Here is a 23,304-nt window from a genome sequence, read left to right on the forward strand (position 1 = left end):
CCAGCGATCAGATCGACTTGGGCATAGGCATGTAATTGTGTTGGCGATATTCGCTTCTCCAGCAACTTGAAAGGCAGTAGGAGTCGTAAATTGCTTAAGAAGTTGCAGAGAGACTCTGGAATAGAGGTCACCGAAGATACCTCTGTAGTCTGGGAAAACCTGATCTAAAACGGCTTGGAACTGAAGTTTTACCTGTACATACATTTGCGTAAGAGAGTCATACTGACGCGTTAAATGTCTAAGATTCAATAATTGAACGCCACGTTTTTTATGGTCTTCAAATTCCTCTTTGTAATACAGTTCACATAGCCGGAAGGCATCAACCGCATCCGTTTTCACTTTGCGTAGACTTGATTTCTTGGCTTGATGTGAAATGAGAGGGTTTACGACTAAGAACAAGATGCCGTGCTCCTCTAAATACTGTATAACAGCTTGGTGATAGTGGCCCGTGGATTCCAAAATAACAATCGGGGCCTTTTCAGCCTTAATCTGCACGTTGGTAATGACGTCTAGAAGCTGCTTAAGACCATCTTGATTATGCTGAAAACAAAATGGATGTCCAAAGGGCTGGCCTTTGTCTAAGAAAACTTGTCCATCACTTTTACCTTTTGAAATATCCAGGCCAATGACTGGATTCATGAAAAACTCACCCTCTCATGTATATTGCCGGCACCCCTAAGCACTGCTCATAGTTCCATAACATCGCTTGTTATGCGAGATCTGTTCGTCTCAACCAGCTTAAACATGGTTTCTATAAGTAGGGGGGCGATCAGTTTTAGCGACGGGTTACGGACCCAGGGGAACGACCGATCTGCCCCGGCTACTGACAAATACACCACCAAAATAAAAAGTGGTCAACCAGTAATAACTGGCTGACCTCATAATACGACAGGTAACGATAGTTTAGCGACCCAGTTGAGGTGTTTGCGAAGTTCGCAAGGAGCATGAACTGATAAAAAATAGGTCTTGTTTTCAAGGAGGTAAATCATGGATTACACTTCACTAATTGAAGCGGCGTTAATGGAGAAGCGGTGGCCTAAAGATACCATAGCAGCTGGTCGGCGTCATTCTGTTGGTCTTAAATCGGACGGCATGGTGACGGCTGTGGGCGATAATAAATATGGCCAATGTGATGTGAGCAGCTGGCGCGATATGGTGGCGGTTGCGGCGGGTAATGTGCATATGGCAACGAACACGGGTAATGCTCATACCATCGGGCTTATATCGGACGGCACGGTGACAGCTGTAGGTTGGAATAAGCATGACCAATGCGATGTAAATGACTGGCGCGATATTGTAGCGGTAGCAGCGGGTTGGCGTCGTACCATTGGGCTTAAATTGGATGGCACGGTGGTGGCCGTGGGTCGAAATAATGAAGGCCAATGCAATATAAGCGGCTGGCGGGATATGGTGGCGCTAGCGGCGGGTGACTGGCATACTGTCGGGCTTAAGTCAGATGGCACGGTGGTGGCCGTGGGTAATAATCGATATGACCAATGTAATGTAAGCGGCTGGCGCGACATAGTGGTGGCGGCAGCTGGTTACCTTCATACCGTTGGGCTTAAATCGGATGGCACGGTGGCAGCTGTGGGTTGGAATAAGCATGACCAATGCGATGTGAGCGGCTGGCACAGTATGGTCGCGATAGCGACGGGGAGTAATCATACAATCGGGCTTAAATCGGACGGCACAGTGGCGGCTGTGGGTTGGAATGAGCATGGCCAATGCAATGTAAGTGGCTGGCGGGATATAGTGGCGGTTGCGGCAGGTTGCGCTCATACTCTTGGCCTTAAATCGGATGGCACAGTTGTAGCTGTGGGTGATAATGAATACGGCCAGTGCGATGTAAGCGGCTGGCATGGAATCCAACTTCCCGGCAATTAGTTGAACAGAATAAGGTGCAGTTACTAAGGTAGCTGCACCTTATTTCTATTAAGCTATCGAGAAAACGGGTCCCCTGACAGCAGGAGGACCCGTTTCAACTATTCTAGCGATGCTGCGGCAATTGCTCCGAATGCCCAATGAGAAGCTGGAACATCCTTCCATAACAACTGTACCGAAGCGTTCGCATTTGGCCTACCCAGCACCTTGTTGATAATGGTAGCTGCTTCCGCGCGTGTTAGCGCCTGATTCGGCTTGAACGTGCCATCGTTATAGCCGTTAATAAAGCCGTAGGACTGAACCTTCATAATATCGCTTTGCGCCCAATGCCCCGCTACATCGCTAAAACCTTTGCTGGATTGCGAGTCCGAATCGCTCACAAGCAATTGCGACACAAGCCGTGCCATCTCAGCACGCGTAACAGATTGGCCAGCTCTAAATGTCCCATTGCCATATCCCTTCATTAAACCCATCTGGGTCATGTCGGCTATATACTCCTTAGCCCAATACCCTGCAGCTACATCCGCGTAATTTATATTCGCCGTATCCGCCTTATGGCGCGTCAGTACACGGGACAGGATGGCGGCCATCTCCGCCCTTGTAATCCGATTGTCCGGCTTGAACGTGTCATCCTCGTAGCCTTTCATATAAGCGATGCCTAGACTAGACTGGTCCAGCCCCGATATATGAAGCAGCGTGAACAAGCTGAATTGGGTTACGGTAAATGCAAGCCCTTTGTCGCCCTGATCGTTGTAGGGTACGACAGTCCCCCTGAGCAGTTCCTTCGTTCCGTCGCTATGCTCGATATACACGGCTAGATTTTGCCACTCTGCTTCCTCAAGCTTAATGCCCTTTAACGGTAAAATAATCGTAACTTCCGCATTTTGCAAATTGGTTTCAATGTTCATCGGACGACCAACAACCGTCGCCTCACTATCACCCGTGACAATGCTGACGGCTGCTTGGCGATTCGCCTGACCAGCAAGCTCCTGCTGCTTAACAACGTCCTTCATTGGTGCCAGCTTAAAATACAGCTCATCCTGCAACCCCGCTAATGTGCCGCTGCCGACCGCAATAACAGCATTAGCAGTAGATAACTGCAGCCCAACCTCTGCTGTCGTCAAGGTTTTGACCGCATCCTTGGGAAGCTTAAACGCTGTTTCACCAACTTCATCCAGCGTGTCTGGAATGCTAATGTTCACAGCCTTCGCACCTGATGCCGCCGCGCTTGCCGCCGCTTTGCTAGCCTCCTCTGCTGTCAGCGCAAGCTCATCTTGCTTGCTGCCGCCCACCTGCTTCGTTCTGTTGATGGTCTTTTTGATCCCTTTCCCTACGTCAACTGTAATCAGCTCCGATGATGGAGCCGTACCGTTCCCCCCCGATGCGGGAGGAGCAGTGGTTGCCCCTCCCCCTCCGGCTGGTGCTGGTGTTGGCGTCGCAGGTTCTATAGATGGTGCTGGTGTTGACGTCGCTGTTGGCTCTGTTGACGGTACTGTTGTCGGCGCACTGGTTGGCGTCGTTGTTGGCCCCGTCGACGGTACGGTTGATGGCGTACTGGTTGGCGTTGCCGATGGCTGCGGCTGACCACTTACTGCAAACTTAACGCCGTCCAGCAGCATGTAATCCCCTGTTTTTTTCATCGCTTTAATCGTATGAACGGTGTCAGCCAGGCCGGTCACTGCGTAAATCTCCTGCTGCGTAAATCGGCTTGCGTTGACGGCGCTAACCGTTTGTTGGAATATGTTATCGATGTAAATATCAACATCACCCTGAACGGCTGATTTTGGCGCAATCAGGGCAACGCCTGTGCCAGTAAACGAAAATTCGGCATAATCCCCATTGGTCATTGTACTGTGCAGATCGTTGTGATAGTCGCCACGGTAAGAGATGGCTAAGCTCACAGCTCCATCAGGCTGCGATGCCAAATATTCCTTCTTAATCGTAATATCACTGCCCGAAACGATATAGTCCACACCAGCCGTGAGCGTTGCATGGCCATTCTTCACACCCAGCAGATTGCTTCCATCAACCTGAAGCGTTGTTGTTATATCCGACTGCGCGGTTTTGTCAAAGCTGCCCGTATCCGGGGTAATCATATCCGCCATTCGGAATTTCAATTGGTCGATCAGCATGTAGTAGCCGGATTTTTTGACCGCTTTGAGCGTATGCTCGCCCAGTGTCAGGCCTTCGGCGACAAATACGGTCTGATTCACCTGGCGGCTAGGATAATACGTGCTGACCGTTTGCTGGAATACGCCATCAATATAGATGTCCATATCGCCTTGGGACGAATCTTTTTCGGTTATGAACGTAATGCCTGTGCCCTCAAACGTATATTCCAAATAATCGCCCGTCGTCTCCGTGTAATGGACGTCGTCCTTATAATCACCAAGACCTCTGTTGCGACCATGCTGCCAGGCGCCCTTATACGAAATCTCGCTGTCATCGTTGTTGACTGCCACATAGCGGCCTCTGGAAGAATCGCTAATGGCAACGGCCAGCGTTTGCTCAGCACCGCCACTGAAGGACAACGTCAAATTCGTCATGCCATTTGGCATTTGGGCAAGATAGCCCTTGCGTATCGTGAGCTGGTCGCCGAAAAGCTGGTAGTCTGTTCCCTCTTGCAGCGCTGTCGCGCCATTAGCAATTCCAGTTAGCGTATTGCCGTTCAAACTAACCGTCGTCGCAATATCTGCTTGTGCCGCCGCTTTATGATCAAAGCTTAGTGTGCTTGGGCTAATCGTACTGTTCTGCCCAGTGGTGTCGGTGATCTCGACGGCCAGCGTCTGCGGAGCCCCCGCACTAAAATCAAAGCGCAAGCTTGTTGTGCCTAACGGCTGGCTGGCAAGGTACGCTTTGTGAAGAAGCACATCGTTGCCGGATACGGTGTAGTCCGTGCCCGCTGTCAGAGCCGCTGCATGGTTGCTGATGCCCGAGAGCGTGTTTCCGTTCAGCGTCAATGCCACAGCAACGTCGGTCTGGGCGGAAGCTTTTTTGTCAAAGCTCGCCTCAAAAGGGCTAATCGTGCTGTTTGCCGCCGCTGAATCGCTGACAGCTACAGCAAGCGTCTGCACAGCCCCTCCTGCGAACGAAAACGTCAAGCTTGTTGTACCAATTGATTGTGCCGCCATATATTCCTTCTTCAAGGTAATGTCATTGCCAGATACGGTGTAATCTGTTCCCTCTGTCAGAGCTGCTGCACCGTTTGAAATGCCGCCGAAGCCGCTGCGAGCTCCTGTCGTCGTAAAGACCAAATCTGCCTGCTGACCCGCTGCCTTGTCGAATCCGCCGCCCGCTGCGCTTACAAGATCAGGCAGAAGTACCCGTAGCTTATCGAGCAGAAGAAAATAACCTGATTTTTTCACCGCTTTAAGGGTATGCGTACCGTCAGCCAGGCCAGTGATGTTAAACACAGGCTTCTGCGCCAGTCTTCCAATATGGTACGTACTGATCGTCCGTTGAAATTGATCGTCGATATAAATGTCGATTGCACCTTGGGATGGGTCAAGCTCCGTAATAAATTCAATTCCCGTGCCTGTGAACGTATACGAAAAATAATCGTTGTCATTCACTTCGGCATAATGCACATCATCCATATAATCGCCAAGTCCACGATTCCAGCTGCGATTCCAACCTCCAGTGTAGACGATGGATGAATCATCATCGTTCAGGGTGAACGATCCGCCAACTGCTGTATCCTGAATGACAAGCGATACCGTCTGTTCCGCTCCCGCACTAAAGGTAAAGGTGAGTGCCTTCGTTCCCGCCTGCTGCGCAGCAAGCCACGGTTTCTTGAGCGTCAGCGTATTGCCGCTTACGGTATAGTCAGTTCCTGCTGCGAGCGTATTGCCATCATGCTTGACGTCTGTCAGCGTATTGCCATTGAGCGCCGTTGTGAGCGTTACATCCGTTTGCGCAGACGGCAACAAATCGAAGCTGACCGTTGACGGAGTCACCCGGCTGTCTCTAATGGTCGAATCATTAATCGCAATAGATAGCGTCTGCGGCAATCCGCCGCTAAATGCAAAGGAGAGATTCAGCGTACCAACTGCCTTGCTCGCCAAATACTCCTTTTTAATCGTCACCTCGTTCCCGTTCACCACATAATCCGTACCTGCCGTTAACGCTGTCCCGCCCGCCGAAATACTGGCCAGCGTGTTGCCATTCAGCGTCAATGTCGTTGTGACATCAGCCTGCTCGGATTGCTTTTTATTGAAGCTGGCCGTTGAAGGAGCGATGCTGCTGCTCTGTGCTGCCGCATTGCCTACATCGATAACGAGGTTTTGTGCGCCGCCGGCAAGCTCCTGCCCTCCATTGCGCGTCCAATCCCCCGTATACTTAAAGCCAGTATCGTCATCGTTAGCGATTGAAGTTCCGCCAAGCGACGTAACCTTCAGCAATCTCGAACCATGCGAAGCCAAATTTGCCGAACTGTAGCCTGAGTTAAATGTACCTAAATCCTGATGCGTCCACAGATCGCGTACCTTGGCTGGCCCCTCCAGTCCGATATCGCTCCAGTCCACGTTTACCGTTGCCGCCGAATTTCCCAGATTGAACAGTCCAACGGTATAGGTGCCATCGCCATTGTTGGCATACCATACTTGCTGCTCGGCAGCTGTAGATACGGGATGTCCCGGTCGGCCTGCCTGATTAACAGCGATGACCTCTTCATTGGTCAATAGCTCTAGCCCATAAGCATCGAGGTTGGTCATGTCATTGCCAATGTACAATTGCGCGGATGACAGTGCCCAGAACGACATGGCTGTTCTGCGTTCATCCTGAGACAGGCCATCCATCGAGCCATTTCCAACATTCAAGGAATCGAAGTCATTCCAGCCGCCCGGCCCGGCATGGCGCCAAAATTGTTCGGCTTTCGGGAAGAGACGGGCAATGCTTGACCATACCGTCAAGCCGCCAGTGCCGCAATAACACTCCACATCCCAATCTACGCGCCAGCCGTTGGCGTATTTTTTCCAGTAGTCGATGTATTTGATGTCCAGCGCCCATGAAAGCTCCAGCCAAATATTGTGCGGCTCAAGCGCCTGCGACCATGCTTTGACGTCATCGCGCGCATCAAGCGACAGATCCGATATGCCAGAACCCGGCGTCACACTGTCGAACTTGAGGAAGTCGATTCCCCATTCACCATATAAATTGGCAATCGAATCAATATACTTCTGTGCGCATGGCTGATTGAAATCGATTTTGTAGCCGAGACCCCAGTAGTCCGATTCTTGCAGCGGCTGCGCAGCAATATCCTGCATGGTGCAGCCCGGCGCATCGTAAATCGGCAAATCCTGATCATAGGCCTGCGGCGACATGCCCGGAATACCGTACAGCCCTACCTTTTGTCCGTTGTCGTGAATATGGTCGATCACTTCCTGCAAGCCGTTTGGATAAAGGGTCGTACTTGGAATCGGCCGCCCGTAGCCATCCATGTCACCGTTCCAGGCCGCATCGATATTAATGTATTCATAGCCGTAAGGCTGCAGCTTCTCGTGCATCGCATCGGACTGCGCCTTGATTTGATCAGCGGTAATCCAGTGGCCGTTGTTCGTATACACCTGCATGCTGTAGCTGCTCCAGCCCATGTAAGGCTTCTGGGCAAGTCCATTGTCCGCAGCTTTCGCTACATTTCCGTAAGGCGCTACCAGTCCAAGCTGCATCGTGAGCAGAACGACAACGAGCAGCCAAGGCTGTATTTTTTTCATGAATGGGATCATAATTAAGCTCCTTTTTCAGAAAATAGGACCAGGCCATTATCTCGCAATAATAACCTGATCCTGTCCGTTCTATGTTGCTAATTAATCCGCTGTATCCGCTGTATTATTTAAACGACGCGTCATATGCTTTCTGCAAAATTTCCAGATAACGATCGATTTTCAGATCCTTCAAGCCTTTCACATAAGCGTCCCAGTCCTTCTCCAAGCTTTTGTTGCCGGTAATAAATTGCAAAGCGTTCTGCTCAATGTAAGATTTAATGTTCGTTTGCAAAATGCTTACTTCGTCCACCTCGTTCTGATCGACCCAGATCGACCACAGCGGGAACAGCTCCTTCGGCTCATGGCCTTGGTACAGCAGTGTCGCCTGATACAATCTGCGCTCGTAGCTGGCGGAATCATAAATATCCGTCCCTTGAACGAAGCTGTCCCGGTACTCCTTCGGCATATAGAAATGGGCGGTTCCGCTCCAGCCCGCGTTGCGAGGGGCTTCGCCTTCAGCGGCAGGAATCGTGGCAATTTGCGGTATTACGCCTTCGCCAAGCGCAACCTCGCCATCCTTCGGCTTTCTCCAGTCAATGCCTTCCATGCCGGAGGCGCCATTGGTCTGGCCTTCTTGCGTGAACATATAATCGACTAGCTTAATCAAGGCGATTTTCTGCTCTTCGGATGCTTTATTCGTAATGACAAACTTGGCGCCAGGAGCCACGCCTCCCCCATCATGCGTTGCATAGGAGCCATGTGGTCCAGTAAGCGGCGGTACCGGATTGTAATCGGCCGAATTTTTGTTGCCAGCGTCGATATTTATGAAAATAGCTGGGTGCATGCCCGCTCCCGCGCCCAAAATTTGCGAATCGCCGTTTTCGCCGATTTTTTTGAACGCTTCCGCGTTTTGCGCGAATGCGCCCGGGTCAATCAGCCCTTCATCATACAGGGATTTGATATAGCTCAGCCCTTCTTTCCATTCCGGCTTCACCGCCGCCGATTCCACCTTGCCGCCCGTCATGTTCAAATAGTTGCGATCATCATCGTAGACGAAGCCGTTCATTAGGAATGGAATAACACGTACGCCAAAATCCTCGATCGAGCCGCTGAGCGGCACTTCGTCGGCAACTCCGTTGCCATTTGGATCTTGGGTTTTGAACGCCTTCAGCACCGCTTTAAATTCCTCCGGTGTCTTCGGCATTTCAAGCTGGAGTTTATCCAGCCATTTCGTGTTGATCCACATTTTGTTCGGATACGAGCAATGGAAACATTGGCTGTATGCAACAAGACCATAAATATTGCCGTCAGGGGCAGTATTAAACGCTTTCAAATCTGCGTCCTTTTCCATGGCAGCTTTGATGTTCGGCGCATATTGCTCAATCAGGTCGTTCAACGGTACAATCACGCCCTGCTTGCCGTACTTCAATACATCAGCCTGCGAAAATTGATCGATATAGCCCGGAAGCATGTAAGCATCCGGATAATCGCCGCTTGCGAGCGAAATTTGGCGTTTTTCCTTTGCCCCGTCCGGTGGTGTCGTATCAAACTTAAACTTCATATTGAACTTCTCTTCAACGAATTTGGTGAACTTGTTAGTCGTCAGATCAATGCCCGACTCCTGCACGGCAAACATCGTAATTTCAACCGGTGCGGTGCTTCCCGTCTCTTCCGATTGCGAATCAGGCGCAGTCGTCGCGCTGCCCGCGGGCTTATTGTTCTGCGAGCATGAAGCAAGCATCATGCTAACTACCACTGCAATGGCGAGCAGGCCTAACAGTCTCTTCTTCATTGTTGTTCGCTCCCTTTTCATCTCATAATAATGGCTGTCTGCCTTGCATTCGCGCTTCCGATCCCAAGCCTCACCTCCCTTCATTCTCCAGTTGAGCATCAGCCCTTGACCGAGCCGACAAGCATGCCTTGCACAAAATACCTCTGTACGAACGGATAAATGATAAGCACCGGCAGCGTAGCTACGACGATCAGCGAGTATTTCAGCAGCTCGGATAGCTGCTGGCGCTCCACTTGCTTCAGGGCGTCCGTCACGCCTGCGGTATTATTCATAATGATGATGCTGCGCAGCACAAGCTGGAGCGGAAACAGATTGGCTGACTTCAAATAAATAAGCGCATCGAAATAGGCGTTCCACTGGCCTACCCCATACATCAAGAACAGCACGGCGAGTATCGGCTTGGACAAGGGAATGACGACGCTGCGCATAAACCGGAGATCGCTGCAGCCATCAATTTCGGCCGCTTCCATCAACTCATCGGGAATCGACGACTGGAAGAAAGAACGGGCGATGATCACCTGCCATACCCAGATCGCATTCGGAATGAGCAGCGCCCAACGCGAGTCGATCATGCCGAATTCTTTGACTACCATATAAGTTGGAATGAGGCCGCCGCTGAATAACATGGTGAACGTGATCAGCATCATAATAACGCCACGGCCAAAAAAGGTTTTGCGCGACATCGGATACGCGATCATAACCGTCAGCGCTACGCTAATCAGCGTTCCCGCCGTCGTATAGAACAACGAATTGCCATAGCCCGTCATAATTTGCGGGGTATTGAACAACACCTCAAAGCCGCGGAAGGAAATATCGACGGGCCACAGCCAGACACGTCCAGAAGTCACCGCGGCCGGGCTGCTAATCGAGCTGCTCAAAATATAAATAAGTGGATAAATGACTGCGAGCAGCACAAGTGAAAGCACCGTATAAATGATGAACAGGAACAGCCTGTCACCAGCCGATTCTCTGATTTTCAGCCTGAACGGCCGTTGCTGCCCTGCTGGTTTTGTTGCTGCCATAGGCGTACTCCCCTTCTTCTACCAGATACTCGATTTCGTTAAGCGTTTGGCCAAGCCATTCACCGTAACCAACAACACCAAATTAATAAGCGAGTTGAACAAGCCGACTGCGGTTGCAAAGCTGTAATTGGCATTAAGCAGCCCAATTCGATATACATAAGTGGCAATAATTTCTGAATGAACCATATTCAGCGGATTTTGCAGCAAATATATTTTCTCGAACCCAATCGCCATCACGCTGCCCACATTCAAAATGAGGATTATCGTAATCGTCGGCAGCAGGCCGGGAATGTCCACATGCACAATCTTTTGAAAGCGCGAAGCGCCGTCCACCTTGGCTGCCTCATATAACGTTGGATCGATGCCCGCCAGCGCCGCCAAATAAATGACCGCCGAATAGCCTGCCGTCTGCCAAATATCAGACCATACATAGATCGAACGGAACATGCTGGCCTCGCCGAGAAAGTTGATGGAATCCAAACCAAAAAAATTCAGAGCCACATTGGCAAAGCCAAGCCGCGGCGCAAGAAACAGCATAATAATCGATACCATGACGACCGTCGAGATAAAATACGGCGCGAAAGTAACGAGCTGGACCAGCCGCTTGAATCTGCCACTGCCCACCTCATTTAACATAAGTGCCAGCAAAATCGGCACCGGGAAACCGGCGAGCAGCAAATAGCCGCTGACGAAAATGGTGTTTTTGACGAGCGGCCAGAACATCGGATTATCAAAAAACAGCTGAAAGTTTTTGAAGCCTACCCACGGACTGCCCCAGATCCCTTTAATGACGTTATAGTCCTTGAACGCCAGCACCGCATTAAGCATCGGATAATATTTGAATATAAGGAAAAACAACACCGGCGGTATAACAATCAAATAGAGCTGCCAATGTTTCCTTAAGGTTCTTGCCGCTTCCTCCGTCACTCTTCGCTTAACACCGCCGTTTAACATTTGATGCTCCAGTACAACCTCTTTCTCCAGAACAATCCCCCCTAAGTCACTGCCTGATGATGAATGATAGCGCTTTCTATACGCTTGATCATAGGGGATTCAGCCTCGCTTGCGACAGGTACACTTGCGTCGTTTAGCGTACAATAACGCCATTTTCAGGGGGACAATTGGCTGTGGGGCGTACATTTTGCGGCAGCTTCGGGGGAAGCAAGTGAGGATAGGCTTAATCTAAAGCAGTTGGTCTGAACTAACCTTTTGTCCTGACCTATTCAATAACAACGGACATACGAAAAAAACCGGCTCAACCATCAGCCGGTTTACAAATTTTATTTTTTATATAGATCATAAGCCCTTTGCATAATCTCCACGTACCGATGAATTCTCATATCACGCAAGCCTGCTACATAGCCGTCCCAATCGTTGTCTAAATCCCAATCGCCTGTAATGAAGCGCAATGTGCTTTGTTCGATATAATTAGTTAAATTCGTATGCAATATGCCAGCCTCGTCCGCTTCGGCCGGGTCCAGCCATAACATCCAGAAGGGAAAAATATCTTTAGGCTCATGCCCTTCATACAGCCTCGTGGCTTCATAGAGCCGGCGCTCATAGCCATCAGGCGTATACATATCGCTGCCCGCTACCCAGCTATCGCGATACTCCCGAGGCATATATAGATGCGCCATCCCGCTCCAGCCGGAATTGGTCGACTCTGCTTCATTGATTAGAATGAGGCTTGTGAACAACGGCTTGACGTCTGCACCAAGCGCCTGTTCCCCGGCTTGCGGCTTTCGCCAGCCAATGCCTTCCAAACCGTTTTGCGACGTCGTTTGTCCTTCTGGGGTGTACATATAGTTAATGATTTCGATTAATTTGCGCTGCGCCTCCTTGCTCGCCCGGTTCGTGATGACAAACTTGGCTCCAGGCTGCATACCGCCCCCTTGATAGGTAGCATAGGAAGCATAAGGTCCCGCAAGCGGTGGAATCGGCACATAATCGTTCATGCTCTCGCCTGCGAAAATAGCGGGATGCATCCCAGCCGCCACTCCCAGCATAGGTGCACCATCATTGTCGCCGATTCTTTTTAAAGCTTCCGCATTTTGAATAAAAGCTCCCGGATCAATCAGCCCCTCCTTGTAAAGCGATCTGATATAGGCCAGCCCATCCTTCCAACGCGGCTTATCCGCAGCCGTCTCAACCTTGCCACCTTCCAGCATTAAATAATGGCGATCATCATCATAAATAAAACCGTTCATTAAATACGGAATCATTCGCACGCCAAAATCCTCGGTCGAGCCGCTGAGCGGAACCTCATCAGCCAAACCATTGCCGTTGGGATCCGAGCTTTTGAACGCCTCCAGCATTTCCTTAAATGCCTCGGTTGTCGTTGGTACATCCATCCCTAGCTTCGCGAGCCATTTGACATTTACCCACATTTTGTTCGGATAGGAGCAATGGAAGCATTCGCTGTAGGCTGGCAGCCCGTAAATGTTCCCATCAGGAGCTGTGCTGAGCGCTTTGAGCTCCGAATGCTCCGTCATAGCAGCTAACACATGGGGAGCATATTTCGCAATTAACTCATTTAAGGGCAGGATAATGCCTTGCTTGCCGTACTTCAGCAGATCCGATTGCGAGAATTGATCCATATAGGCAGTCAGAAAATAGGCATCCGGATAGTCGCCGCCTGCAAGCGATATTTGCCGCTTTTCCCTTGCCCCGTCTGGTGAAATAACTTCCCAATTGAAATGCACGTTAAATTTTTGCTCCAGATAACGAGTGAAATCATTTGTCTGAAGCTCAATTCCCGGCTCCTGTAAGGCAAATACATGCAGCTCTGTCGGCGCTTCCTCATGCGTGCCTTCATCTCCGCTCACAGGTTTACTCTCTTTAGCAGAGCATGAGACGAGGAGCAACAGCCCCACAAGCATAAGCACAAGGACAGCCATGCCGGTCCGGATCTTCATTTCTCCTTCACTCCCTCCACGCCTGATGGGCGCCTAGATATGAATGGACTGCCTATAGGAGCTTGGCGCAACGCCCATTACCCGCTTGAAAGCTCTGCGGAAGGAATGCGAGCTGTTATAGCCGACGCGCGAGGCAATTTCGTCAACTGTGCAGCCTTCTGTGCGCAGCAAAGAGGCAGCGCGCTCGATTCGGACCATCTCCAGGTAATCGGACACATTCATATCCGTCACCTCTTTGAATAGCTGTGAAATATACTTCTCAGGACGTTCAACCTTCTCGGCGATTCGGTATAAGGTCAGCTCTGAGTCGCTATAACTTTCGGCAATAAATCGTTTGATGTCACCCGCGGTCTGAATATGGGCACTATTTTTCTTGCTGTTAATAATGCCGCACAACGCTTCGATAATGCCGTTGATCTCTTGCTGAATATCCGGCAGCATATCTGCTGCCTGGATGCCAATCATTTGATTTTTCAACGTATGAAGCAGCTCCGATTGGACGAGCGCCTTCTGATCCAGCAGCTTGAGCAGCGTTCCCTTCAGCTCGCCGACAAGCTGCTGCTTCATTTCCGGAGACAGCTGGTGCTGATCCGAGTTTTTGTCCATCACCGTCGATACGATCCGCTTGGCTTCCTCCGGCTCTCCTGCACGAATCGTACTAATCAGCCGCTGCTCCATGTCTAGCGGATAATAATAGGTCGCCGTTTCCCGGCTGGAATCACTGAACCACAGTATGCTTTGCATGCCGGATAGCTCTGTATACTCCAGCGTTTGTCCGGCCTGCTCGTACGAATGGCTGACATCCATCAGCGTGTGGAAGCATTCTCCAAATGCAGCTGACAAGGAAACCTTGTATTCGGAGTAGGCTGTTCGTGCGAGCCCCGTCAGCCCTTCATCTAACCGTTTACGGAAATCGGTCCCGCTCGTCTGCTCCCCCTGCTCCAACCAGATCATAACTAAACGATCTGATCCAAGCTCGGTCATCAGCAAATTCCCCTCGGTTTCGGACAATGCCTGCTTCATAATCAGCCTTGCCGCAGAAAGCTCCTTTAATATATCGATGCTATCCATGCCAGAATAGCCGTTTATTCGCAATATGCCCACGTAACCTTCCCCACCTGCAAGGCTAACGTCCGCTTGCGCCGCCGCAGCCGCAATTTCCTCCAGCGTATGAAATTCGCCTGCCAGCAGGCGCTTGAGAAAGCCGTCTCGAACGAGCGGCAGTTGACGCTCAAGCTCCAGCTCCAATTGCCGATTGCTCGTAATCATTTTCGAAATATTGCCCTGCAAAAAATCATATTCATTGCGCTCCGCCAAACCGTCCTTGCCGAAATGCTCCTTCATCACGCCAAGCAGCCGGTTAATTGGCACACTGTTGCGATAGGCGAGCAAGAGCCCCGCCAGCAGCCCAAGCACCAATGCAATGCCGGTTACCATCCAGGTCATATGCTTAATCTGATTTGCATTTTCCATTAGCACCTGACGCGGTATGCCTGCGCGATAAGTCCAGCCGCTCGTATCGGATTGAATCGTTATGACAAGATCGTCATGGTAAAATTGGCTGCGCTTCGTCTGATCAAGTTCAGTGGACGTGGACAGCTGTCTTGCCGCTGCTTCCGTAATTCCCCGCACCCCTATCGTATTTCCTTGCGCATCACTAATGTGAGCCCAGCCGCCGTAGCGGTCTTCCAGTCCAGCAAGCAGATTGGAAATATGCTCCTCATCGATCATAACAACGACTGTAGCTGGCGACGAGCCATTGAAGCTGTCGAGCGGCAGCGACTGCATGTAGGTGACGACCGAGCTTTGCTTCTTATTGCTCAAAAACGAACGGAGCGGCATCATCTCGCTGCTATGCGTTTTTCCGAGCACCTCATCCTTCCACTCATCGAGCGAAAGATCCGTGTAGTGGAAATTTTGGTAATAATGCTCTGGCCGGAAGTAGGCTGAGCCTTGGGTGAATATAACGTCATAATTTTTTAGATATATAAAATAATTTTGCAGAAAATCATTCGTCTGGCTAAATGGCGTAACCTGCTTCACCATGCTCCAGATACCATAGACGTTGATTTCGTCTCCCTTTTTCTGCTCATTCATGAGCTTATTCAGGTCGGGATTCAAAGCAAGCTGGCGGGTGAAGCCTTCCACCTCTACCATTCTTCGCTCCAATATTTCTTGGCTGCGCTGCAGCTGGGTCACGCTATTCTCGATGGAAATGGATTGCGTAACCGAAATCGAAGTGCGATACGACACATAACCCGCTATGCTTGGAATGATCAGTATAATTAAATAAGACACCAGAAACTTGCGAAAAATAGTCGTATATTTGGGCACAGCCAACCCACCCCTCTATATAATAGCGCTTTCATAAAAAGCGAAAGCATTGCCATCCCATTCTAAAAACGGCCGCACCTACATCATAACCTAACGAAGCGAAAAGACAACTACTTTATACTAAAGCGTAGTTGTCTTTTCTTTTATAAAATGGACTACCCAGGCTGCTGCTTTATTGCTCTACCGCCATACGCTCCGATATTTGCAGCTCGGCATCAAGCCTGTAAGCCTGACCGGCCTCAAGCTCAACCTTCACAGCAAGCTCACCGAACCGAACGACCACCTGTGCCGAGGCATGTGCGTATAGTGTAGCTTCTGTAAGCCGATTGTTGCCCCATGCGGCATCCACCTCAATGCTGCCTTTCGCACGCAGGCCCTTGAAGGAGCCTGACCGCCAAGCCGAAGGCAAGGCCGGGAGCAGATGAATGTTTCCTGCATGGCTATGCAGCAGCATATCTGCCACCGCCGCCGTACCGCCGTAATTGCCGTCAGCAATAAAAATATTCGTATCTGCCCCGGCAACTCCCGCCTTGGAATAGGTTAGCAGGTTATCAAAGCATAGCTCGCTGATTAGATGGGCAATATGCCACAATGCACGGTCGCCATCATACAGGCGGGAAAAGCCGGTTGCAAACAATACCGCCGTAAATTCAATATCCTCCAGCTCATCAGTCATACGACCTAGCAGCGTCTGCCTCGCGGCTGCGCTTAGCTCAGGCGTATCGCGCGGATTGATCTGGCTGCTTGGATAAAGGGCAAACAGATGGGCAAGATGGCGATGCTCGGGCTGTGCCTCTTCGTAATCCTCCAGCCATTCCTGCAGCTGTCCTCTGCTGCCGATCTTCAGTGGAGGCAGTAGGGAAATCGCATGCTCCAGCTTCGCTTGAAGCTCAATATCCGTTCCGAGTAATTTCGCCGCAGCCAGACAGAAGTCGAATAAATCCCGCACCAGCACCTGATCCATCGTCGAGCCCATCGACAGCTGCTGCGGTCCCTGCTCCCGATCCGCGGGATAAAAGCTGTTCTCAGGCGAGTTGGATGGCCCGGTCACAAGCCAGCCCTTGGCTGGATGGATGGCCATATAATCAAGGAAAAAAGCGGCTGCCTCCTTCATCACCGGATAAGCATGTTCCGTCAAGAAGGTGCGATCCAGCCCATATTCATAATGCTCCTTGAGGTGCATGGCAATCCATAATCCGCCTGTGACATTAAGCCCCCAGCCCGTCTCCCAGCCAGGTGCCGCGAAGCCCCACGCATTGGAGAATACATGTGCGACCCAGCCCTCGCAGTCGTAAAAATCCTTGGCAGCCAGTCTCCCCGCTTCCGCCAGCCGCTCAATGTAGTGCATGAGCGGAACATGGCATTCTGCCAAATTGACGATTTCCGTCGGATAATAATTCATCTGCGTATTAATGTCCAGATGGTAATCGCAGCTCCAGGCCATCCGGTTCGCCTCGCCGTCATTCCATATGCCTTGCAAATGCAGCGGCAGCGGCGAATTTGCGCGTGATCCGGCTATCGTCAAATAACGGCCATATTGGAAAAACAAAGAGATAAGCTCCGGATCGTCATGTCCCTCCTGCCGCAGCAGCCGCATGCGCTCATCCGTCGGAAGCGCAGCAGCCTCGGATGCTCCGAGGTCCAGAGCTACACGGGAATACAGCGAGCGGTAATCCGCTACATGGTCGGCTTTCAATTGATCATAGCCTTTGGCAATAGCGGCTGCGAGCTGTTCCCCGCTTCGCGCTTTCCAGTTCTCATCCGTTTGGCCGTAATCCGTATGCATGGCAAAATAAAGATAGGCTTCGTCTGCGCCTGTCACAACAAGCTTATCCGCCCTTGACTGGACGCTGCCGCCTTGTACGACCAGCTTCACCAGCCCGTCGCACCAAACACCGCATGTGCCGTCGCTATGCATATCCTCTATTGCTTGCCCACGAAAGGCGATAGAATCATCACCTACTGCGACTGCCGCAAACTGTCCTGAGCGGCCGGTAACCCTGAGCGTGAAGCTGACGCTTTCTGCCTGCTCGCCCGCAAACCGCGCTGCAACGATGCCGTCGACATTAGTTGCAAAAGCTTCGCGGGTGAACGTCTGGCCTTCGCTTGAATAAGACATCGCTGCCGTAGCTTGCTCCACGTCGAGCTCGCGAATGATATCTTCACTCTGATGTCCGAACCGCAGCACCATATCGCAAACGGAAAGGTTAGTGCCGAAATTTTGCTTCTTCGGCTGCAGCTGCTCCTTAGCGAGCCGATCTCCCTCATTATAATCGCCTCGGTAGAAGGCTTCCCTCATCCGGTTAAGCCCCGCTTTCCCTCCTCCGTTTCCGGCTATCCGCTCCTTCTTCCCAGACCAATACGTCAGCTCCGTCATACACCAGGTTTCCCGCTCGCTGCCGCCATAAATAACTGCGCCAATCCGGCCGTTGCCAATCGGCAATCCCTGCTTCCAGTCCTCCCCCGGACCGTCGTACCAAAGCTTCGCTTGACTCACTATGCATCACCCTTCAGCTATATCGTTATGTCCCATTAAAGATCTGCCCCTGCTAAGCCTCGCTTACAAATCGGTTGGTCAAGCTGCCTAAGCCTTCAATTTCAATCGTTACCGTATCGCCATGGCGCAAGTAAACCCGCTGCTCCTCTGGCAGGCCGAGCACAACACCCTCCGGCGTTCCGGTCAAAATAATATCGCCCGGCGACAGCGTCATATGCTGTGAAATATAGCTTACAATTTCGGCGCAGGAAAATATCATATCGCTCGTATGGGAATGCTGCCTGACCTCCCCATTGACGGTACACTTTATATCGAGCGCATTGGGGTCCAGGATTTCATCGGCTGTTACCAGATAAGGACCAAGGGGACTGAAGTCATCGCAGCTTTTGCCGAGCAGCCATTGTGCCGTCCGCATTTGAAGATCCCGTGCCGACAAATCATTGACACAGCAATAACCGAACACATGCCGGGGCGCCTCATCCTCGCTAATGTATTTCGCCGTTTGGCCGATGACGATAACAAGCTCCGCTTCATAATCGACCTGTGTCGTTACCCGCTCCGGCAATGCAATATCCCTGCCATGACCAGTAAGCGTGTTGTTAAACTTGTTGAACAGAATGGGGTAGTCTGGAACCCGCGCATTGGTCTCCGCTGCATGCTTTCTATAATTCAAGCCAACGCAAATGATTTTGCCCGGACGGGTGACGCAAGGCCCCCATCTTACCTCGTCTTCAGCCAGAATAATTTCTCCACACGCCACACCCGGCTGCTCTGCCGCTTTCATGACGCGCTTTGCGTAAGACTCCAGCTGCGCAAGCGCCTGTGAACCGCCCGCAATAACCTGCATAACATCGGTTGGAACAGCGGCGCCCGGCAGCCATCGCAGTGCCGCTTGAATATCCAATATGCCTTCGTTCACCTTAAGACCGAGACGATACATTCCGTCCGTATCAATCGTTACCAGCTTCATTTTATCCAACCGCCTTTATAACAAAATGGTTTACGCATCGATTATGCATCCTTGCCGAAGACGACGCCTCCATCGATATACAGCGGAGAGCCCATCATGAAGGAAGACTCATCAGAGGCCAGAAATAATACCGCGCTCGCTACATCCTCCGGCTTACCCAATTGTCCGCCAAGCTGTCTCAGCTTGATGGCTGCAATTGCCGCATCCGGGTCCTCGTAGGAGCTTTTCAAATATTGCTCTACAAACGGCGTCATGATCGTTCCAGGCAGCACAGCATTCACCCGGATATTGTATTTGGCATAATCGACCTGCATCGATTTGGCTAGTGACAGCACCGCCCCTTTGGTAGCCGAATAGGAAGCTCTTCGCGCGAGGCCCATCTCCGCAATACAGGAGGACATATGAATGATATTGCCGCTTCTGCGTTCCATCATATAGGGCAGCACGTATTTGGAGGGCAGGAACACGCCGCGCAGATTGACCCGAACGACACGGTCCCAATCCTCCGGTTCTATTTCATGTATAGCCCCTACCCCGCTAATCCCTGCGTTATTGAATAAAATATCGATGACGCCATATACCGCTATCGCCTGCTCTACCATGGAACGCACGGAAGGTGCGTCCGTCACGTCAGCGTGCAGGAACAATGCCTCACCTCCAGCAGCTTGAATCGCTTTGACGGTTTCTCGTCCCTTCGCTTCATCAATGTCATTAACGATAACCGCAGCCCCTTCACTCGCGAACCGCTCTGCCGTCACTTTTCCGATGCCGGAGCCCGCTCCTGTCAACAGCGCTATTTTGCCATGCAGTCTCATCGCTTTGCTCCTTTCGGTTATCTGATGCGATATTGATCAAAATAACGAGGAATGATCTCAGTCGAAGCTCCCGGCAGCTCCGGCAGTGCATAATACCCATTTTTGACCGTAGCCGGCTCTACAAAAATCGTCCTGATCCACGGAATATACTCCAGCATGATCGCTCCAGATGTCGCTGCGACCAAATGCTGATGAATTTGCCCCATATCTCCCACATGCGGACAAATCGGGATATCATAGGATGCGGCAAGCCCCGCTACCTGCAGCCACTCCGTAATGCCCGCGACACGGGTCACATCGACCTGGCAATATTCAATCGCCCCCTGATGGATATAATCGCGGAACGCATATTTGGAATAGACATGCTCGCCAAGAGCGATCGGCACATTGAGCGCATCGGCCAGCTTCCGGTGGCCCATAATATCGTCCGGGTTAAGCGGCTCCTCCAGCCAAAACAGGTCGAATTGCTCCAGCTTTTTGCCCCACGTCATCGCCGTGTTGATATTCCATTGCTGGTTTACGTCTATCATAAAAATAGTTTTGTCGCCAATGGCCTGACGGACCGCCTTCACCCGCTCGTAATCCTCATGCGGATCGGCCTTGCCCACTTTAATTTTCACCCCAGTGAAGCCCTGCTCGACAATGTCCGTTACATCCTTCAGCAAACGCTCCAAAGACCAGTTCAGCCAGCCGCCATTCGTGTTATAAGCTTTAATTCCCGTTGACTTATGCCCGCCAAGATACTGCCACAGCGGTTTGTTCGAGGCTTTCGCCATAATATCCCAAAGCGCAATATCTACTGCCGCAAGTGCCATATGGGCAATACCCGCGCGGCCAATCCAATGCATTTTGCCGTAACGCAGCGTATCCCATATTTCCTTCACCATAAAAGGGTCCTTGCCGATTAGCTCAGGAGCGTAATAACGCTCGATTGTATCGACGATCATATCGTCACCATGCGCACAAGTGCCTGTGTAGCCATAACCAACATAACCTTCATCTGTAAAAATCCGAACGCCAGCCAGCCCCCAATGCTGCGCCACGTTAATCGCATCGGTTATTGGCGGATCAATCGGCACATGCAGCACGAATGTTTCTACTTTTGTAATTTTCATCTTCACATCTCCTGCCATGTCAGTTAGTAGCCTAGCGATGCGCCGCCTTCGACCGGAAGCGCCACACCCGTAATAAAGGAAGCTTGCTCTGATGCTAAATAGAGTACTGCCTGGGCAATCTCCGAAGAATGGGCCGGACGTCCGAGCGGGTGCATCTCGTCCAAAGTGCGCTGCGCTGCGGCAGGATCGGCCTGCTGCTGCACCCACTCTTCCAGCAGCGGCGTCATTACGCCTGCTGGACATACGCAGTTGATTCTGACGCCGCTTGGGGCTAAATCAAGAGCCAGCGATTTGGTCATAGCGATAACCGCCCCCTTGGATGCGGCGTATACGGCATTGTTCCGCTGACCGACTAGGCCATTGAGCGATGCCAGATTGACAATATTGCCTTTCGTGCTGCGCAAATGTGGGATGGCGTGCTTGATCATCAAATAGACGCCCTTCACATTAACCGCAAAAATCCGGTCGAAAGCCTGTTCGTCGATGTCCTCTATGGGCTTCGGACAGATGATAGCAGCGTTATTGATGAGCACATCCAGCTGTCCATACGTTTGCAGCGTGGCCTCCAAAAGCGAAGTGACGGACTCCTCCTGCGAGACATCGGCTTGGAGCACCACTATTTTTGGAAGCCCTTTCAAAAATCTATATTTTTGCAGCAGACCTTCCGCCACTCGCTGAGCCTCCGAAGCATTCAAATCCGCTATGACAACATACGCCCCTTCGGCGGCGAACATCTCCGCACATGCCTCACCGATACCGGAGCCGCCGCCCGTGACCAGTACAACCTTTTGATTAAATCGCAATAGCTTCCCTCCTTGGACGGGATCACATCTCGAAGCGTAGATCCTAAGCGTTTCTGTTGTTTTCTGTTGTTAATTTATCCACTCATATATCAATAGCGCTATGCTTAACATTGCAGTTATTGTATCATTGATGTAGATATTCGTATTTGATCAGGCATCCATTAATTTGACGATTCATCCGCTAATTTTCAGATGCTATAATCTAAAACGAGGTGCTCGCATGAAGCTTTTGAACGAGATGACCCCCTATGTCGGCGACTGCATGAATTACTTATATGATGGCAGCTCCAACGAGAAGCTCCGCGTCTGCAGCGTGTATGCATTTCATTTATTTACCGACGGACCAGGGGAGATGGAGATTAACGGAGTGCGTTACCCATTCGACAGCAGAACACTTATTTTTCTGAAGCCGGATGAGCCCCATGCCTTTCATATTACGCCCAGCCAGCCGCTGCAATCCTATAATCTCTATGCCGATCTATGGGATGACAAGGAGCCGGTTTCCGTCAATCGAACCTTTATTTATGCGCCCGAACCGTTTGAGCTGCACGAAACCTCTCGCAACCTTCCTTGTGACGAGCTGGACCGTTTGCCACGCGTCTATTCGCTGCAGCCCTATCCTGAGCTGTATGATTCGTTCGTTATGCTCGCCAAGCTTTATCATAACGCGGCGTTTTACCGGACGGAGATGATCAATAGTCTGTTCTATGCGTGGATGCTGAACTGGTACAATACGGTTCACACCCATCAGCCAACCGATTACCGGATTGTCCGTTTGCTCGCTCACTTGAACGACCATCCAGAGCAGCGCGAGCCGGTTGAAACCTGGTGGACATTTTGCGGCTTGCAGCGCACCTACTTCCACGCCCTGTTTCTGCGTGAGACTGGTCTAACGCCCAAAGCCTACCATCACAAGCTGCTGATGAGGCGCGCTTCCAATCTCTTGCTGGAAACCGAGCTGAGTGTAACAGCCATCGCTGAGCGGCTCGGCTACCCCTCCATCCACCCGTTCACGCGCCATTTCAGCGCCTCCTATGGCGTCAGTCCTAAACAGTATCGACTGCAGCCGCAAGCAAGAGTAATGGTGCTCTAACGTTGGGGCTACCTGTCTTACGCGAATAGGCCACCGTTTGCGCGGTGGCCTGCTGCGTTGGTTTATTATTTAGTATAGAGCTGTAACGGTACTATACCTCATACAGCTGTATATGTGAGGACAATCGGATTGATTAGCAGCCCTCCACGTTTCCAAATAATCAGGTGCGGCAAAATAAATTAAGTACATATCCCAGTAATCTACGTTCAGCTTTTTACAAGTTTGTTCAAAAGCCTTCTTGGTCGCTTCATATCCAAGATCCGTATTCCACACTTTAGACGTGATAAAAAATCCCTCGCGCGATAGCCCGCTTTTCTGAATCTCTCTTCCTAATTCTGCTCATTGCCATAAATTTTAGCAGTATC

At 51.0% G+C, this 23,304-nt stretch carries 15 protein-coding genes; 2 read left to right on the plus strand and 13 right to left on the minus strand.

Features of this window, described 5'->3' with window-relative positions; translation table 11 throughout:
* On the minus strand, window positions 1-639 hold a 639-nt coding region (locus AC6B99_RS26530; RefSeq protein WP_496664626.1), incomplete at its 3' end, for an IS110 family transposase.
* 348 nt (window positions 640-987) lie between these two features.
* Here AC6B99_RS26530 and AC6B99_RS26535 point away from each other — a divergent pair.
* Window positions 988-1,884, plus strand: a complete 897-nt coding sequence (locus tag AC6B99_RS26535) for an RCC1 domain-containing protein (protein WP_496664627.1) — start codon at window positions 988-990, stop codon at window positions 1,882-1,884.
* A 98-nt stretch (window positions 1,885-1,982) separates the two neighbouring features.
* Here the strand turns inward: AC6B99_RS26535 and AC6B99_RS26540 are convergent, their stop codons facing one another.
* The 11 genes from AC6B99_RS26540 to AC6B99_RS26590 form a co-directional block, all read right to left on the minus strand.
* Window positions 1,983-7,604 (minus strand): X2-like carbohydrate binding domain-containing protein, encoded by a 5,622-nt coding sequence (locus AC6B99_RS26540; RefSeq protein ID WP_496664628.1) that lies wholly within the window; start codon window positions 7,602-7,604, stop codon window positions 1,983-1,985.
* A 103-nt stretch (window positions 7,605-7,707) separates the two neighbouring features.
* Window positions 7,708-9,375 (minus strand): extracellular solute-binding protein, encoded by a 1,668-nt coding sequence (locus AC6B99_RS26545; RefSeq protein WP_056032604.1) that lies wholly within the window; start codon window positions 9,373-9,375, stop codon window positions 7,708-7,710.
* 98 nt (window positions 9,376-9,473) lie between these two features.
* Complete coding sequence (locus AC6B99_RS26550) at window positions 9,474-10,397, minus strand: ABC transporter permease subunit (RefSeq protein ID WP_494864583.1); 924 nt, start codon at window positions 10,395-10,397, stop codon at window positions 9,474-9,476.
* An 18-nt stretch (window positions 10,398-10,415) separates the two neighbouring features.
* Complete coding sequence (locus AC6B99_RS26555; protein ID WP_496664629.1) at window positions 10,416-11,351, minus strand: ABC transporter permease; 936 nt, start codon at window positions 11,349-11,351, stop codon at window positions 10,416-10,418.
* 326 nt (window positions 11,352-11,677) lie between these two features.
* Window positions 11,678-13,312 carry an extracellular solute-binding protein gene (locus AC6B99_RS26560; RefSeq protein WP_496664630.1) on the minus strand — a complete coding sequence of 545 codons (1,635 nt, stop codon included), beginning with the start codon at window positions 13,310-13,312 and terminating at the stop codon, window positions 11,678-11,680.
* 33 nt (window positions 13,313-13,345) lie between these two features.
* Entirely contained in the window at window positions 13,346-15,646 is a 2,301-nt protein-coding gene (locus tag AC6B99_RS26565) for a helix-turn-helix domain-containing protein (protein WP_056032609.1), read from the minus strand.
* A gap of 172 nt (window positions 15,647-15,818) precedes the next feature.
* The gene (locus tag AC6B99_RS26570) at window positions 15,819-18,143 is read right to left on the minus strand and encodes a glycosyl hydrolase family 95 catalytic domain-containing protein (RefSeq protein WP_494864578.1); all 2,325 of its coding nucleotides are present in this window, start codon (window positions 18,141-18,143) and stop codon (window positions 15,819-15,821) included.
* A 52-nt stretch (window positions 18,144-18,195) separates the two neighbouring features.
* Window positions 18,196-19,113 (minus strand): fumarylacetoacetate hydrolase family protein, encoded by a 918-nt coding sequence (locus tag AC6B99_RS26575; RefSeq protein ID WP_496664631.1) that lies wholly within the window; start codon window positions 19,111-19,113, stop codon window positions 18,196-18,198.
* Between the two features lie 41 nt (window positions 19,114-19,154).
* On the minus strand, window positions 19,155-19,928 hold the full coding sequence (locus AC6B99_RS26580) for an SDR family NAD(P)-dependent oxidoreductase (protein WP_496664632.1): 774 nt from the start codon (window positions 19,926-19,928) through the stop codon (window positions 19,155-19,157).
* 17 nt (window positions 19,929-19,945) lie between these two features.
* Window positions 19,946-21,043 (minus strand): mandelate racemase/muconate lactonizing enzyme family protein, encoded by a 1,098-nt coding sequence (locus AC6B99_RS26585; protein ID WP_496664633.1) that lies wholly within the window; start codon window positions 21,041-21,043, stop codon window positions 19,946-19,948.
* Between the two features lie 23 nt (window positions 21,044-21,066).
* A complete protein-coding gene (locus AC6B99_RS26590) occupies window positions 21,067-21,846 on the minus strand; it encodes an SDR family NAD(P)-dependent oxidoreductase (protein ID WP_496664634.1) in 780 nt (259 codons plus the stop codon).
* 220 nt (window positions 21,847-22,066) lie between these two features.
* On the opposite strand from AC6B99_RS26590, the gene AC6B99_RS26595 reads away from it, so the two are divergent.
* Window positions 22,067-22,939, plus strand: coding sequence for an AraC family transcriptional regulator (locus tag AC6B99_RS26595; RefSeq protein ID WP_496664635.1), 873 nt, complete (start codon window positions 22,067-22,069; stop codon window positions 22,937-22,939).
* A gap of 69 nt (window positions 22,940-23,008) precedes the next feature.
* Here the strand turns inward: AC6B99_RS26595 and AC6B99_RS26600 are convergent, their stop codons facing one another.
* Entirely contained in the window at window positions 23,009-23,260 is a 252-nt protein-coding gene (locus AC6B99_RS26600) for an aldo/keto reductase (RefSeq protein WP_496664704.1), read from the minus strand.
* Window positions 23,261-23,304 lie beyond the last annotated feature (44 nt).

It is taken from the genome of Paenibacillus liaoningensis (genome assembly GCF_059609455.1).

What these genes read in the sequence shown, in the direction of transcription:
- AC6B99_RS26535 (WP_496664627.1), top strand. Translation starts at nt 988, where the DNA reads ATGGATTACACTTCACTAATTGAAGCGGCGTTAATGGAGAAGCGGTGG.
- AC6B99_RS26540 (WP_496664628.1), bottom strand. Translation starts at nt 7,604, where the DNA reads ATGATCCCATTCATGAAAAAAATACAGCCTTGGCTGCTCGTTGTCGTT.
- AC6B99_RS26545 (WP_056032604.1), bottom strand. Translation starts at nt 9,375, where the DNA reads ATGAAGAAGAGACTGTTAGGCCTGCTCGCCATTGCAGTGGTAGTTAGC.
- AC6B99_RS26550 (WP_494864583.1), bottom strand. Translation starts at nt 10,397, where the DNA reads ATGGCAGCAACAAAACCAGCAGGGCAGCAACGGCCGTTCAGGCTGAAA.
- AC6B99_RS26555 (WP_496664629.1), bottom strand. Translation starts at nt 11,351, where the DNA reads ATGTTAAACGGCGGTGTTAAGCGAAGAGTGACGGAGGAAGCGGCAAGA.
- AC6B99_RS26560 (WP_496664630.1), bottom strand. Translation starts at nt 13,312, where the DNA reads ATGAAGATCCGGACCGGCATGGCTGTCCTTGTGCTTATGCTTGTGGGG.
- AC6B99_RS26575 (WP_496664631.1), bottom strand. Translation starts at nt 19,113, where the DNA reads ATGAAGCTGGTAACGATTGATACGGACGGAATGTATCGTCTCGGTCTT.
- AC6B99_RS26580 (WP_496664632.1), bottom strand. Translation starts at nt 19,928, where the DNA reads ATGAGACTGCATGGCAAAATAGCGCTGTTGACAGGAGCGGGCTCCGGC.
- AC6B99_RS26585 (WP_496664633.1), bottom strand. Translation starts at nt 21,043, where the DNA reads ATGAAAATTACAAAAGTAGAAACATTCGTGCTGCATGTGCCGATTGAT.
- AC6B99_RS26595 (WP_496664635.1), top strand. Translation starts at nt 22,067, where the DNA reads ATGAAGCTTTTGAACGAGATGACCCCCTATGTCGGCGACTGCATGAAT.